Source organism: Rhodospirillaceae bacterium (assembly GCA_002728255.1).
GTDB lineage: Bacteria > Pseudomonadota > Alphaproteobacteria > UBA7887 > UBA7887.
Map to the genome: position 1 here is coordinate 1 of PBWV01000010.1, position 15,571 is coordinate 15,571.

Consider the following 15,571-nt stretch of genomic DNA (forward strand, 5'->3'; position numbering starts at 1 on the left):
TCCATCGCACTGGAGCGGGTGATGGGAATCGAACCCACATGTCCAGCTTGGAAGGCTGGCGCTCTACCATTGAGCTACACCCGCCTAGATATCTCGAATTAACCTCTCAATCCACCCCTACCGATAAATATGACCCACATTGACCGCCACCAAACCATCCTTCCTCATCCATCGTGGTGGAGGGGGTAGGATTCGAACCTACGTAGACATACGTCGGCAGATTTACAGTCTGCTGCCTTTAACCACTCGGCCACCCCTCCGCCTGAACTCTCACACGCCCAAACAAGACAGGGCACTATGGGAATTAACACCCCGATGTCAACTCCCATATCCAGACCCAAGCCCTAACCATCCAACTAATATGCTAAATGGCGGGAAACTGTTTCAAATTATCTGCCTATTGCGCTAAAACTAACCCCCATGGCGCCTGATCGCAACCCTTTAAAAATGCCTAAGAAAAACAAAGCCAACAGCCTAGGAAAATCCTACTGGCTGTATGGTCACCACACCGTCAAAATGGCTGCAAATAACCCTTTGCGCAAGCTAGAACGTTTGCTAGCTACCCCTTCCGCCTTACAAAACCTCGGCCCTCTCCCGAAGACATGCCCCCCACCCCAAAACATCCAATCAGCTGACTTGTCCGAATTGCTAGCTCCAGGGGCTGTTCACCAAGGTGTGGCCGCCAAGGTACAAGCCCTGAAACCACTATCATTTGATCAACTCTCCTCAACCCTGGGCGATAACAGCCGCTATCCCGTTGTGGTCCTAGATCAAGTCACCGATCCACGCAACGTTGGGGCCATTTTACGATCNACGGCCGCCTTTAGAGGTTCAGCAATTATTATGCAACAACGTCACGCCCCCGAAGAGTCAGGCATAATGGCAAAAGCGGCCTCAGGAGCCCTAGACTTAGTTCCAATTGTACGCGTCCCTAATTTATCAAGAACGCTACAAAAACTTGCATCCCTCGGATATTGGGTGATTGGATTGGATCATGACGGCCAGAGCCCTCTACATTCTAGTCCAGTCAATAAGCCAGTTGCCCTAGTGTTGGGTGGAGAAGGAAAAGGACTCCGGCGACTGACCCGCCAATCCTGCGATGTATTATCAAGAATAGAAATCCAAACTGATATTGGAAGCTTGAATGTTTCTATTTCNGCCGCCATTGCACTTTACGAACTTGATCGAAGGGACTAGTAAAAACCTATCTCTACTGGTAAGGAGAAACAGTTAGGCTGGAGCTAGTTTCAAACGACAATGCAATGGCATAACTTCGCCAAAGTGGTAGTAAAACACACGCCGGATTAGCTCAGTTGGTAGAGCGACTGATTTGTAATCAGTAGGTCGCGGGTTCGACTCCTGCATCCGGCACCATTCCTCCTTATCTGCCTGTAACAAAAGGAGTGGCTGCGCAGCCCTCACCTTACTTCACAAGCCTCTTAAAGAACACTAACTGTTAAGAGCATTAAATTTCATGGGCTTTCCAGCGCTAACCTTGCCATCGGAAGGGCGAATCAAAATTAGCAAAAGATGGCCATTGCTCATCCCTTTTATTGATAACAACGGACTTTGGCTGAACAGGCCAACTTATATTTAGGTTTGGATCGTTCCAAAGTACCCCTGCAGCGGCATCTCTCTCATAAGGTTTAGTAAGTTTATATAACACCTTTGAATGCGGCTCTAAGGAGCAATAGCCATGAGCAAAACCACTGGGAATCCAAAGCTGAAGAGAAGCTTTACTGTCCAGCGTCACTGAAAAATGTTTTCCAAAAGTTGGTGATCCAGTGCGCAAATCCAGTGCAACGTCGAATATCGAACCAGCTACGCAAATTACAAGCTTACCCTGATCAAAGGGAGGAGCTTGGAAATGCAATCCCCGTATGGTTCCCGTATCCCGATTGTACGCCATGCTGTCTTGTACAAATGAGACTTCATGCCCAAGTCGCGAGCAAACAGTAACGTTCCATAATTCAGACATCCAGCCACGGTTGTCTGAATATTTCACCGGATCTATAAGTTTAAGGCCGGTTATATTGGTACTTTTGACACCCATTTAAATTCGCCTAAGCAAAAATCCTTTTCACACTGGTCAACCGGAGTATACGGATGGTCTCCGATCAGACCAAGGCATCGCTTGTTCCAGCTGAGCCGCCGCTAGAGCCACCAGCGCTACGGGTCAGATCCCAAGGATTGGGGGCAGCGCCATGGCTTACCGGCTCCGTCGATGCGCTCAATCCGAATTCGGGTGTGTTTGTCTTGGCGATGATCAGGAGGCCCGCTTGCTTGTAGCGAGCCACTATCTCGGTATCGTGATCGGCAACGAAGTTGGAATAAAATTTTGATCCATTGTGGGTGGGCGCATCTTTATAAAGAGTGAATAGATCTTTCANCATGAAAGGCACACCCCGAAACGNCCCATCCGGCACACCAGCTGCGATCTCAGCCCGAGCGAAGGGCTCCATGTCACANGTGATTGCATTCAATTTTGGCTGAATTGCGCGCATGCGTGACAGCGATTCATCCAACAGTTCAGTCTCACTTATCTCGCCCGAATTAACCAGGGCTGCAATACTGACAGCATCGTGTTTCCCGTATTCCTCAAAACCCGACATTGCACCCTCTCCTAATCCACGTGATCTTCCTTGTAGGCAATGACATTTTGTTATCGTTTGCAACTTAATTACTCAATAGCAACTTGATCAAAAGGAGATATTAGAATAGAACAAAACAAGAACAAATGATTTCCAAAGGATTGGGAGCCTAGCAAGGCATGACAGAAAATGCCAAATCCAGTGTGTTGTCCGAACTCCGCAAAAAACTTCGGAGTTTAGAGTTAGGCACAATGCATGAAAGCACCTCAGTGAGGCTAGGAGTGGACGAAATTGACAACACCTTGCCTTGGTCTGGCCTACCACGAGCGGGCATTCATGAAATTATCGGTGAGCGAGGTTCGGCACTTGGCTTTTTGGTCTTCCTACTAACAAAATTCACTAGGGATCACGCGCCAGTCATATGGTGCTTCCAAAAAACTAATCTTTACGCTCCAGGCCTATACATGTTTGGCCTTGAACCAAACCGTATAATCACAATACGCACAAAGAAGCAAAATCATACCTTGTGGGTTCTGGAAGAAGCCCTACGTGCCAACTGCCTTGGTGCCGTATGCGGAGAGGTACAAGCCGTCAATTCCATTGTTAGCAAACGTCTACAATTAGCTGCAAGAGCAGGACAAACGCCATGCCTGCTGTTTTTTAATAACAAAAACTCCCCTGCAATAGCTTCGACCACCAGATGGCGCATATCACCTATAAATACTAACGAATATGATGGAATTGCTGGCGCTGGCTTCCTAGAGGAACCTCTTTGGAAAGTAGAGTTACTTCGTTGCCTAGGCACGGCCGGCAACCATCAATGGATGGTTAAATGGTCTCATGAAAAGAATTGTCTCAGTATGGCTACCCTATTGGCAAACCGATCTAAAACACCAAAGGCGGCTCACAAATAAGTGTACGCGCCGCAAGCCATTAGCCCTGACAAACGAAATAAGGGGCACAAAACATATAACAGCAGCATGCAGGCATGCCCAAAAACTGGGAATTGAAATTAATATGCCATTAGCTGACGCTCGCCTCTTGGTCCCTGAACTGGATATAGCTAGAGATAATTTCACCACCGCAACCAAAGCTCTATCCAAACTCGCAAATTTACTTACGCGGTTTACACCCTGGGTAGCCATTCATGGCATCAATGATTTATATCTCGATGTTAGTGGTTGCCCCGATCTATTTGGAGGCGAACTAAGTTTAATTAACTACCTGCATAAAGAATTATATGAATCAATTCACCCTGACTGTACTGCCCGCATAACAATTGCCGATACTGCTGGAGCAGCTTGGGCAATAAGCCATTTCACAAACCAAAGTAGAATCCCTCCGGGAGAAAGTAAAAAATACCTCGCACCCTTACCTTTAGCAGCCCTCCGAGTGGACGAAAGAACGTTACAAACCTTACAGTTTTTAGGTTTAAGNTGCATTGGTGAATTATTCAGGATACCGCGCTCAAGTCTTACCAAACGTTTTGGGCACAAACTTCTGTCTCGACTTGATCAAGCACTTTCTGCAGAGCCAGAACCCATCTCACCACGTCGATCNGTTCCATTACTATCCGTTCAAAAANGATTCCAAACCCCTATCATATCNACGCAAATTCTTACGCAGANAACTCATGANTTATTAACTGAATTGTGTGAATTACTAAAAAAAAGAAACCAGGCNGTCAGAAGCGCTACCTTGAATATATTCCCTACTAATTCAGGTTCACGCCAAATAAGAATTGAAACTAGTCGAAAAATTTCTGCGCCAGACCCACTAGCAAATCTTTTTTATGAGAAGCTACAACGCATCAGCCTTAATCCCGACAATGATGAGGGAATTGAAGCGATAAACTTAGAAGCAAACATAACGGAGGGATTATACTCCGAACAAAGTACCCTCAATTTCAAGGACTCTCACCACTCGCAAAAACAAAACCAAAATGAAGATGCACTTTGCGATTTATTGGATAAGTTAACTAGCCGACTTACTAAGCATGCCATACTTAGCTTTATTTCTCATCAAAGTCATACCCCAGAAAAAGCCGTAAAATTTTCTACATCNCAAATTAAAAATCAAAATATATTTTGGGATATCCGAAAGCCAAGNCCCCTCCACCTGTTTAATCCACCTATACCCTTAGAAGCAGTTGCAATGACCCCAGACAAGCCTCCAATTTTATTTAGGTGGGGGAATCAAATACATCATGTAATTCGTTCTACCGGCCCCGAAAGAATTTCAGGTGAATGGTGGAAAAGTGACACTTGGACAAGGGATTATTACCAAGTGGAAAACAAAGTTGGCGCACGATTCTGGCTCTACCGTGAAGGACTATACGAAAATACTAAACAGCCCAAATGGTGGCTACACGGCCTTTTTGCATAAAAACTCCAATACCACCAATAGCTAAAGATTCATATGAAAATGACCCCTTATGCCGAAATTCAGGTTACCACTAACTTTACCTTCACCTACGGAGCCTCCCATCCACATGAGTTAATAAAAACTGCAAGGTCTCTTAACTATCATGCAATTGCCGTCACAGACCATAATTCTCTTGCTGGCGTNGTTAGGGCTCATGTTGTNGCGCGTGAGCACGGTATCAAACTTTTAGTTGGAGCACGACTTAACTTTGTTAATTTTCCCAGCCTCCTATGCCTACCCACCACTCGCAATGCATACGGACGCCTTACGGCACTACTAACAACAGGGAAACGTCGCGCTCTCAAAGACCAATGCAAAATCTACTATTCAGATCTTATTGAAAACAGCACTGACCAAATTTTGGTAATTCTGCCACCAAGAGTGATCAGTTATGAATTTTTAGAGTACCTGAAGATATTGTCTAAAAATTCGCCTGAACATTGCTACCTTGCCGCCAATTACCAATATGATGGCAATGATGAAAATAAAATTGCCCAACTTGCAGAGCTTTCATCTTTGAGCAATGTTCCTTTGGTCGCGAGCAATGATGTCTATTATCACATCCCAGAACGACGTGTGACTCAAGATATACTAACCTGCATTCGTGAAAAATGTACTATCGAACAAGCGGGCTTTAAGCTTAAAGCCAATGCAGAGCGATACCTTAAACCTCCAAATGAAATGATACGTCTCTTTAGTGCTTATCCAGAAGCAATCGTACATACTACCGAAATAGCAAACAGGTGTTGCTTTTCGCTAGATGAACTAGAACATTGTTACCCAAAAGAATCATCAAAGAATGGTCTTCCTGCTTTCGAACGCCTCGTGCAGCTCTCTAATGAAGGAGCTAAAAAACAATATCCCAATGGCGTGCCAACCAAAATATGCGCCCAACTCAATCATGAACTCCAACTTATCAAACAACTAAACTACGCCCCTTATTTTCTCACTGTTTACGAAATTGTTAGATTTGCTAAATCCCAAAACATTCTCTGCCAAGGTCGTGGCTCCGCAGCCAATTCTTCTGTATGTTATTTTTTAGGAATTACAGCTGTTGACCCCAGCCAAATTGAGCTTCTGTTTGAAAGATTTATTAGCTCAGCACGCAACGAACCACCCGATATCGACATAGATTTTGAACACGATCGCCGTGAAGAGATCATACAACATATCTACTCTAAGTATGGCAGAGATAGGGTTGGTATGACCGCTACCTTCGTGTGCTATCGAGCACGCAGTGCAATTCGAGACATTGGAAAGGCCTTAGGTATTTCATCAGATATCATCAACACCCTCTCCAAAACTATATGGGGTAGCAGCAAACGCCCAGTAAATACTGATGATGTGCTAGAAACAAACCTCAATCCTTTAGACAAAAAACTTCAGCTGGCTCTCAAATTAGCTGAAGAGCTAATAGGTTTTCCCAGGCACTTATCTCAACATGTCGGAGGCCTTGTAATTACACANGACAAGCTCTCTGAAATAGTTCCTATTGGCAATGCTGCTATGAAAAACCGAACAGTAATAGAATGGGACAAAGACGATCTTGATGCTTTANNTATTCTTAAGGTCGATATNCTAGGGCTTGGTATTTTAACATGCATACACCAAAGCTTCGATTTAATTAAAAGTTATTATGGNAAAAAGCTNAGTTTATCTACAATTCCCCAGCACGATCACCAAGTTTATGAAATGCTTTGCAGGGCAGACACCATTGGTGTCTTCCAAGTTGAAAGTCGTGCGCAAATGTCCATGTTACCCAGACTCAAACCAAAAGAATTTTATGATTTAGTTATTCAGGTTGCCATCGTCCGTCCAGGACCAATTCAAGGGGACATGGTGCATCCATATCTACGCAGAAGAAATGGACAAGAAACTATTACATACCCATCTCAGGAACTGTATCAAGTGCTTGGGAAAACACTAGGAGTACCATTATTTCAAGAACAGGCAATGCGGATTGCTGTGGTTGGAGCTGGGTTTACAGCTACGGAAGCAGATTCCTTAAGGCGTGCCATGGCCACCTTTCGTAAGACAGGATTAATCCACAAATTCCGGNAAAAAATGCTTAATGGAATGCAAAGTAAAGGCTATGAAGCCGACTTTGCCAAACGCTGTTTTGAACAGATAGAAGGTTTTGGAGAATATGGATTCCCAGAATCTCATGCAGCAAGCTTTGCCATACTAGTCTACATCTCTGCATGGTTAAAATTCCACTNCCCCGCCGTGTTTGGAGCCTCCTTGTTAAACAGTCAACCTATGGGGTTTTACGCCCCCGCCCAAATTGTAAANGATCTCCAAAACCATGGGGTTGAGGTCAGAGCACCAGACATTAATTTTAGCCAATGGGAATCCACCTTAGAAAAGACCACAGACAAAGAAGCCGTTATGAATAAAGATTCATTGGCACTTCGTCTAGGATTACGCCAGATCAAACATCTTAAGAAAACCGATGCCGACCGAATTATAAGTGTAAGGGGGGTCGGATATAGAAGTATNCATGATCTGCAAANAAGAACAAAACTAAACATAGAATGTCTGAAGATATTAGCAAAAGCTGATACANTTAACTCACTTGGAGTAAATCGCCGCACTGCCCTTTGGAGTGTCATTGCGATTAATAACTCTCACCTCCCACTATTTTCTGATACCACGAATAACATTGAGCTCCATAAAGAAGATGGCTTAATACCACTACCGAAAATGCAAGTAGGCGAAGAAGTCGTGGAAGACTATCGAACTCTCAGATTATCGCTTAAACATCACCCAATGTTTTTCCTTCGTGACAAAATTCCCATGACACCCTTAACAGAAGCTAAAAATTTAATACATATATCCTCCAATCATTTGGTAAAAGTGGCTGGGCTCGTTTTAGTTCGACAAAGACCTAGCACAGCTAAAGGAGTATTGTTTGTTACATTGGAAGACGATACGGGGATCGCCAATATAATCCTTTGGCCTTCTATTTTTGAGCAGTATCGCCGGATTATTATGAACGCTAGGTTGATTGGCGTATCTGGAAAAGTGCAACGCGAAGAAAAAGTCGTCCACATAATAGCCAACCACTTAACCGACCTGACAGATAGCCTGGCGAGGCTCGACAATCCTTCATCTAGATCAGTTAACCACAAGATGCTACTCTGATACTTATTTGCCAACACAAGTCGAAGAAGGAACAAGCTGTGGCAATAGCCACCGACCAACATCACGATCAACTCCATTCTACTCACAATGCACTTGATAAGTTGCAAGAACTCGTGAGGGATGATTTGCTAAGCGTGAACCGAACAATCCTAGACCGGATGCAAAGCCCCGTTGCTTTGATACCCCAGTTGGCCGGACATCTTATTTCCTCTGGTGGTAAGCGGCTCCGTCCAGTCTTAACATTACTATGTGCTCAAATGTGCGGTTATCGTGGGGACAACCATATCCCGCTAGCTGCATGTGTAGAGTTTATCCATACAGCAACCCTCTTACATGATGATGTAGTTGATGATAGCTCATTAAGACGAGGAATCGAATCTGCAAATGCAGTCTGGGGCAACCAAGCGAGTGTCCTTGTTGGTGACTTTCTATTTAGCAGATCCTTCCAGATCATGGTCGAGTGTGGATCCCTGCCAGTACTCGAGATACTTTCCAATGCATCTGCTGTTATAGCCGAAGGCGAGGTCCAACAATTGTCAAATACGAATAATTTAAGTATCTCCGAGAGCGACTGTCTAGCAGTTATTACTGCCAAAACTGCACAATTATTTGCAGCTGCCTGCCAAATCGGAGCAGTNGTCGCCGACCAACCNAAGACCATCTCCCAAGCACTGGAGCATTTCGGCTTAAATTTTGGTATCGGCTTTCAACTAATTGATGACTTAATCGATTATTCGGCCTCCGATAAAACCATTGGCAAGAAAGTGGGAGATGACTTTCGGGAAGGGAAGGTCACTCTACCAGTCCTTCTAACGTACCAAAAAGGATCAAAGGATGAACAAGAATTTTGGAAAAGGACTATAGAACGCGGGATAATCCAGGAGGGCGACCTAGAGTTTGCTATCAAAACAATGACAAAGCATAACATTTTTACAGAGGTTAAATTTCGAGCACAGAAATATATCTCTACAGCCTGCGATCAGCTAACTTGTTTCCCTGAAAGCAAGACAAGAAAGGCCCTAGAAGACGCAGCTAATTTTTCCGTAGCACGGCGTTACTAACCCCACTTACCTGCCCAAAGAGAGTTGCATGGCTGAAACCGCACACATAAACCAACCTCAGAACTCTTCCTTACGCATTATTCTCGGGGCGTAGCTCAGCCTGGTAGAGCGCCATCTTCGGGAGGTGGAAGTCGCTGGTTCAAATCCAGTCGCCCCGACCACCTGCCCCCTACCTCATNCAAACCTACCAAACAAGATTAAATCTTACGACGGCTCCAGTAAGGTGGAACAGTTACCTGCAACGCGCGTTTGCCGCATCTTCCGCCGAAACATATCAGCATCATAACCAAGCCCGCGATGCAAAAGACAACGATTGTCCCAAATGACAACTTGCCCCGCCTCCCAGCTATGCGTGTACACATATTCCTCTCTGGTCGCCTGTTCCAGCAAATCCTCCAAGAGCTCCCGACCAACATGCTCCTCCCATCCCACCACCGATTTAGCATGAGAACCAACATAATAATTTTTCTTACCCGTGCCCGGATTTGTCCGCACTAATTTTTGTCGGGAAGGAGGTAATGAGGCCGCATGATTCGCATCCACTGGAGCCACCTTGGAACGGGAGTAGACATAATCATGAATGACCAACAAAGGCTCCAATAAATCCTTGGTCTCAGTAGAAAGCCGCTCATAAGCTGTCCTAGCACTTGCAAACTGTGTTTCCCCCCCTATAGCCGGCACCTCATATGCACACATCAACGAAAACCGGGTTGGAACCTCGCGGAACGATGAATCGGAGTGCCAAAAATTATTTCCAGAAAGAAACTTTATTTCTTTATGGTTATTGCCAAGAACGCTTCCATCCTCTCGGACATTGCCAATGTCTAAAAAATAATCAACCACCCCATCGCGGCCTAGTCGAAGGTGATTTTCTTCTGGTAAACCCAAAGACCGGGTCAGCCGAAGTTGCGATTCATCGTCCATTTCCTGGTTAGGAAAAACAAGAACTGANTACTTATCCATCGCAGCCTGGATATCTTGAACCATTCTTGGACTCAGGTTCCCGGACAAATTAATGCCAAGGGCTTTTGCTCCAAAATCCTGATGAAGTGCCTCAAAAATCAGATCCGTCATTCAACAAACCTCATAACTCGAAGTAGAAACCTGAGCTCATAGAGGCCAGGAATAACTTTGAACCAATGTTAATCGCGAGTAAAATGCTTACTGAGCTTCAGCCCTTGTTCCTGATACGATGACCCAATGCCACTCCCATACAAACGTTCAGGGATGTCAGTGAGCCTCTCATACGATAACCTTCCAATAACTTGATTATCCTCTATTAAGAACGGCACCTCATGTGAACGCACTTCCAAAACCGCCCGCGTGCCATTCGATTCCGCCTCGCGATAACCGAATCCAGGGTCAAAAAAGCCCGCATAGTGTACTCGGAACTCACCAACCAACGGATCGTAAGGGATCATCTCCGCCGCATGGTCTGGGGGAACAGTGACTAATTCCTTGGACATCAAAATATGAAAATCTCCGGGATTCAAAATTAATTGACCCCCTTCCGAGTATATTGGTTCCCAATACCCACGGACAGAGTACCGATTGATCAAATCAATATCCACTAAGTCCGTATGTTTTCGCGCCTTATAACCCACAACACTTTCATCAGAAGAATTATCAAGATCTACCGACAAGGCAATACCATTATCTATATTAACCTCAGCCTCAGAGCGGTCCACTAAACTCCACTGTTGATGGAGCCTGCGCAAGGACGCGTCACTATGATTCGGATTTCCGCGGCGAAACCGTATCTGGTTTAGGCTGGACCCTTCACGCACCACAACAGTGAACGCCCTTGGAGATATCTCGGCATATAGAGGGCCCGAATAGCCAGCACCCACCCGGTCAAACTCCGTAGCCTCATCAGTTATCAGTCTCGTAAATATGTCCAACCTACCAATAGAACTCTTGGGATTAGCAATCGCAGTAATCCGACTGGGCAGTGCCAATGATTCCTTTAACGGAACTATATATACGCATCCTTTTTCTAAGATGGCACCAGACGCTAACTCAATCTCCCCCATAGAGACATCNCGCAAACCTTCCCGCACACTTCTTTTAGAGCCTGGGAGAAAACTCGAGCGAACTCTGTAGGCAACTCCTCCAAGGCGAAGATCAAGACTTGCCGGTTGTATTTGCCGCGCGTCCACAGGGTCACTGCTCAAAATTTCATGATTCCGAATCATTTCGCCAATAACTTGCGATGGCAACAAGCCCGTACCATTCAAAGAAGCAGGTTCGCGTGCTGGGTCGGAAGCACGTAACAAATCGGACTGGTCACTCATTNTCATTCCTCAANTTATTTACGTGCAAGAGCTGCCATAAATATTTCCAATTCTTGCCATCCAATTCTAGCTCCTCCCACGCTTGAGCAAAAAATCTAACTTTGACAACTGTTCTTTATCACGATGATCANGAGACGTAACCAAGGCATCATCCAATGCGGTTCGGCATCCATGAGGACAGGGAAACCGGTCTTCCAATGTGTGCGGGACCGCCTGCTGGACGAGAGCGCAAGCTTTAGCCGAATTTGACATTAAAACCTGAAGGATAGCCTCAACAGTCACATCCTCATGTTCAGGATGCCAACAGTCGTAATCCGTCACCATCGCAACAGTCGCATAACATATCTCAGCTTCCCGAGCCAGCTTAGCTTCGGGCATATTCGTCATTCCTATTACGTCACAACCCCAGCTTCTATATANATTGGACTCTGCCCTTGTCGAAAATTGAGGCCCTTCCATCGCTAAATATGTTCCACCATTCACTGCTTCAACGCCCGCAGCCTTGGACGCTGAGAACAGTCTAGTCCGTAAACGCTTACACACCGGGTCGCCCAAACTGACATGACCCACAAGGCCCACATCAAAAAAGCTGTTGCGTCGACTAAAAGTACGATCGATGAATTGGTCAACCAATACAAATGTTCCTGGCGACAGTTCTTCTTTTAAGGACCCCACTGCACTCAAAGAAATAATCTGCNTACAACCTGCCATCTTCAAAGCGTATATATTGGCGCAAAAATTGATTTGATTAGGTGGNATTCGATGGCCCTTCCCGTGGCGCGGCAAAAATACAAGATCCTGCTGGCCCAGCTGCGCCAGAGTCACTTCGTCTGAGGCCTCACCAAAAGGCGTAGCAATCCGCTCACGACGAACATTCTGGAGACCCTCCAATTCGTCAATACCACTTCCGCCAATTACGCCTATTATTTCTCCATCTTTTGCGTCCATTGTGACTTCCTTGGTCATCATTGTTTCACAATCCCGGCAAACCCCTCAATCTTCTATACTTAAAAGCTCCACTTCGAATATCAGTGTGGAGTTAGGCGGTATTAATCCTCCTCCTACCTCTCGATCACCATAGCCCTGCTCAGGTGGAATGGTGAGCCTCCGAACCCCGCCCACTTGCATACCTACGAGGCCTCTGTCCCAGCCCTGAATAACCTGACCCGATCCCAACCGGAAGCTAAAAGGAGCCCCTCTNTCGCGTGAACTATCNAACTTTTTCCCGCTAGCTAACCAACCTGTGTAGTGGACGAAGATCGCGTCACCACTTTGTGCCGCCTGGCCCATACCAACAGTTATGTCCTCTACCTCTAAATATTCCGCCCGGGGGGCGCTCATTCCCAATAAGAGCACCGCGAATATTANAGCCAATCGTGCCATGTTCACTCCTGTTATCCGCAAAATAGCCATCCTTATTATCCCAAACTGCCATCAAATCGGGGGTTTCACCAGAGATTATTTGCCGACCAACCACTGAATTATTCAGATACGGCCAAAAAAAAGATATTATTCTTGTCGGTTATCAGCTTTTATAGGGCCCAAGGCAACCTCGAAACTGAACACTATGTTGGATAAGATTGTGAACGATTTTACGGTCCAAATTAATAGAATAATTACCCCAAGCGAATTTGAGTTTGCACCAATCTTCAACGTAGCCGTTCCCTTTATTGACAGACATCTTACGGAACACAGAGGGGGGAAAGTCGCCATACGTACTAAGACTAACTCTGTCACCTATCAAGAGCTTGCAGAACAAGTAAACCGATGTGGCAACATGTTGCTAGACAAAGGACTTAAGCCAGGTCAAAGACTATTGATGATCATCAAAGATACAGAGGCTTTCTTGTATCTTTTTTGGGGCGCCATAAAGGCAGGTATAATTCCAGTTCCAACAAACACCCTCCTACGGCATGGCGACTACGCATATATGATCGATAAAACCCAGTGCAAAGCACTATGCTATTCTGCAGAATATGAGAGTGAAATCTCAACCGCCTTAGACAAGTCATCTCACAAACCAGAACTTTTGCTAGTAGAGGGAATTACACCTTCAGAGCAAAATTCGCTAGAAAAAGTACTAGCAAGCAGTAGTGCCGAGCTTGAACCCCACCCTGCTACCGCTGACACAGATTGCTTTTGGCTCTTTTCATCGGGTTCCACTGGCCGTCCGAAGGCTGCGGTGCATCGCCATCGCGATATGGTGGTTACCAGCGAGCTGTATGGAGTTGGCTGCCTCAGCATTCACGAAGAAGACATTTTTTACTCCGCGGCCAAGCTGTTTTTTGCGTACGGGCTAGGCAACGCGATGACATTACCTTTGTGGATCGGAGGAACTATCATCCTAGACCATCAAAAACCAACCCCCGCACTAACCTTTGAAAATATCTCAAGGCACTCTCCAACGTTGTATTTTGGTGTACCGACCCTTTATGCATCCCTACTTAATCATTTTGATGAACTTCCCTCCAAACCAAATTTGAAATCTATACGTGCATGCATCTCCGCTGGGGAAGCTTTGCCAGCTGATATTTTGCTGCGTTGGAAAGAACGGTTTGGATTAGACATACTTGACGGGATCGGATCCACTGAGGCCCTGCACATATTTATCACTAATCGCCTTAACCAAACAATTCCTGGGGCAAGCGGCCTGGTCGTACCAGGATACGCTGCACGGATATTGGATGAAAATGATCAAGACCTTGGCCCTGGCAAGGTGGGACGCCTAGTAGTTAAGGGACCGTCAATCGCTCGATGTTACTGGGAAGATGACGAGCAAACTTCGCGAACCATGAAAGGAGAATGGCTAGAAACGGGAGATACCTACGTAAAGGACCAGGACAATGTTTTCACATACTGTGGCCGGACTGACGATATGATGAAAGTTGGCGGGATTTGGTGCTCTCCCTTTGAAATAGAGTCAGAACTTGTCTCACACCCATCGGTATTAGAATGCGCTGTTGTGGCACAACGAGATGAGGCTGGGCTCGTGAAGCCCTCGGCGTTTATTGTTTTGAATGACCGTAGTGAAGAAAGTGAATCGCTTAAACAAGAGCTTACCAGTTATTTGCGTAACAACTTAGCCCCCTATAAGTTTCCAAGGTGGATAAAATTTGTAGTCGATTTACCGAAAACTGCTACCGGCAAGGTTCAAAGATTCAAACTGAGAACCTCCCAAGACATATAAAATTTGATGAGGAAGAAATATCGGCAGACCATTTGGGCAGGAAGCCACGCAATCTGCTGTGAGTGGATCAATTCATCTACTTATGGAATGCCCACCTTAGTATTTTTGCACGAAGGCTTGGGCAGCATCCGACAATGGCGTGATCTTCCTGCACAATTGGGCGAAATACTGAATTTTAATGTCTTAACTTTCGATCGCTTTGGNCANGGCTNNTCCGCTCGTTTAGCCCCCCCCTTACCNCAGNCCACTGAATTATTTTCANNCNGAAGCNGAAACTACTATCCCTGACCTATTAGACAAATTCTGTATCTCAGATGCGGTGTTAATGGGACACAGTGACGGTGCTACTATCGCAATACTAGCTGCTAGCAGTGGTGATAAACGTATTCGCGCAGTCGTCGCAGAAGCAGGACACTGGTTTGTAGAAAAGCAAACTCTGTCCAGCATCAAAAAGCTATTAGCCCAATGGTCTCACTCAAATCTTCGCCAAAGGCTAACTAAATATCACGGCGAAAATGTTGAGGGAATGTTTCTAGGTTGGACAAACCTATGGCTAAATCCATCTTTTGCCGCGTTTGATATCCGCTCAAAATTATCAAGCGTAAACTGTCCTGTTTTAGCCATACAGGGAACCAATGATCAGTACGGAAGTCTGGACCAACTTCGATCACTGAATAGCATAAATGGTAACCTCAGTAGCCATACCTTTAGTGACTGTGGTCACCACCCACATTTAGAACTTCGCAAAAGCTACCTCAAAAATGTTGAAAACTTCGTGTCTGCCCACCTACAACGTTGACAATGCAAAAAGTTTAGCCATCTTTGGAAGCAAAGTTAGACCAAACCGTACTACAAATAAAAGCTTGAGTA

Annotated in this window: 13 protein-coding genes and 4 tRNA genes; 9 read left to right on the forward strand and 8 right to left on the reverse strand. The window is 45.5% G+C overall.

Annotation, left to right across the window (positions count from 1 at the left end; all coding sequences use genetic code 11):
* Window positions 1-10: 10 nt before the first annotated feature.
* Window positions 11-84, reverse strand: a tRNA-Gly gene (locus CMM32_02605).
* A gap of 90 nt (window positions 85-174) precedes the next feature.
* Window positions 175-260: transfer RNA gene (locus CMM32_02610), tRNA-Tyr, on the reverse strand.
* A gap of 160 nt (window positions 261-420) precedes the next feature.
* Here CMM32_02610 and CMM32_02615 point away from each other — a divergent pair.
* Window positions 421-1,197 carry a 23S rRNA (guanosine(2251)-2'-O)-methyltransferase RlmB gene (locus tag CMM32_02615; protein MBT05796.1) on the forward strand — a complete coding sequence of 259 codons (777 nt, stop codon included), beginning with the start codon at window positions 421-423 and terminating at the stop codon, window positions 1,195-1,197.
* A 101-nt stretch (window positions 1,198-1,298) separates the two neighbouring features.
* Window positions 1,299-1,374 (forward strand) — tRNA-Thr (locus tag CMM32_02620).
* 115 nt (window positions 1,375-1,489) lie between these two features.
* Here CMM32_02620 and rfbC read toward each other — a convergent pair.
* Both rfbC and CMM32_02630 read right to left on the reverse strand, forming a co-directional pair.
* Window positions 1,490-2,053, reverse strand: coding sequence for a dTDP-4-dehydrorhamnose 3,5-epimerase (gene rfbC / locus CMM32_02625; protein MBT05797.1), 564 nt, complete (start codon window positions 2,051-2,053; stop codon window positions 1,490-1,492).
* A 64-nt stretch (window positions 2,054-2,117) separates the two neighbouring features.
* Window positions 2,118-2,612, reverse strand: coding sequence for a hypothetical protein (locus tag CMM32_02630; GenBank protein MBT05798.1), 495 nt, complete (start codon window positions 2,610-2,612; stop codon window positions 2,118-2,120).
* Window positions 2,613-2,770: 158 nt separating this feature from the next.
* On the opposite strand from CMM32_02630, the gene CMM32_02635 reads away from it, so the two are divergent.
* The 5 genes from CMM32_02635 to CMM32_02655 all read left to right on the forward strand — a co-directional run bounded on the left by CMM32_02635 (window position 2,771) and on the right by CMM32_02655 (window position 9,381).
* Window positions 2,771-3,505, forward strand: coding sequence for a hypothetical protein (locus CMM32_02635; protein ID MBT05799.1), 735 nt, complete (start codon window positions 2,771-2,773; stop codon window positions 3,503-3,505).
* Window positions 3,432-4,976: a hypothetical protein gene (locus CMM32_02640; GenBank protein MBT05800.1), complete on the forward strand. Its 1,545-nt coding sequence runs from the start codon at window positions 3,432-3,434 to the stop codon at window positions 4,974-4,976. The genes CMM32_02635 and CMM32_02640 overlap by 74 nt, the downstream gene beginning before the upstream one ends.
* A 39-nt stretch (window positions 4,977-5,015) precedes the next feature.
* Window positions 5,016-8,159, forward strand: a complete 3,144-nt coding sequence (locus CMM32_02645; protein MBT05801.1) for an error-prone DNA polymerase — start codon at window positions 5,016-5,018, stop codon at window positions 8,157-8,159.
* A 158-nt stretch (window positions 8,160-8,317) separates the two neighbouring features.
* Entirely contained in the window at window positions 8,318-9,220 is a 903-nt protein-coding gene (locus CMM32_02650; GenBank protein MBT05802.1) for a farnesyltranstransferase, read from the forward strand.
* A gap of 84 nt (window positions 9,221-9,304) precedes the next feature.
* Window positions 9,305-9,381 (forward strand) — tRNA-Pro (locus CMM32_02655).
* Between the two features lie 43 nt (window positions 9,382-9,424).
* Here the strand turns inward: CMM32_02655 and CMM32_02660 are convergent.
* From CMM32_02660 to CMM32_02675, 4 genes are all read right to left on the reverse strand, one after another.
* Window positions 9,425-10,294, reverse strand: a complete 870-nt coding sequence (locus tag CMM32_02660) for a hypothetical protein (protein ID MBT05803.1) — start codon at window positions 10,292-10,294, stop codon at window positions 9,425-9,427.
* Between the two features lie 68 nt (window positions 10,295-10,362).
* Window positions 10,363-11,514, reverse strand: a complete 1,152-nt coding sequence (locus CMM32_02665; protein ID MBT05804.1) for a 2'-deoxycytidine 5'-triphosphate deaminase — start codon at window positions 11,512-11,514, stop codon at window positions 10,363-10,365.
* Between the two features lie 66 nt (window positions 11,515-11,580).
* Entirely contained in the window at window positions 11,581-12,462 is an 882-nt protein-coding gene (locus tag CMM32_02670) for an S-methyl-5'-thioadenosine phosphorylase (GenBank protein MBT05805.1), read from the reverse strand.
* A gap of 45 nt (window positions 12,463-12,507) precedes the next feature.
* Window positions 12,508-12,897: a peptidylprolyl isomerase gene (locus CMM32_02675; protein MBT05806.1), complete on the reverse strand. Its 390-nt coding sequence runs from the start codon at window positions 12,895-12,897 to the stop codon at window positions 12,508-12,510.
* A 184-nt stretch (window positions 12,898-13,081) separates the two neighbouring features.
* On the opposite strand from CMM32_02675, the gene CMM32_02680 reads away from it, so the two are divergent.
* Together CMM32_02680 and CMM32_02685 are read left to right on the forward strand one after the other, a co-directional pair.
* Entirely contained in the window at window positions 13,082-14,701 is a 1,620-nt protein-coding gene (locus CMM32_02680) for a benzoate--CoA ligase (protein ID MBT05807.1), read from the forward strand.
* Between the two features lie 325 nt (window positions 14,702-15,026).
* Window positions 15,027-15,500 carry a hypothetical protein gene (locus CMM32_02685; protein MBT05808.1) on the forward strand — a complete coding sequence of 158 codons (474 nt, stop codon included), beginning with the start codon at window positions 15,027-15,029 and terminating at the stop codon, window positions 15,498-15,500.
* Window positions 15,501-15,571 lie beyond the last annotated feature (71 nt).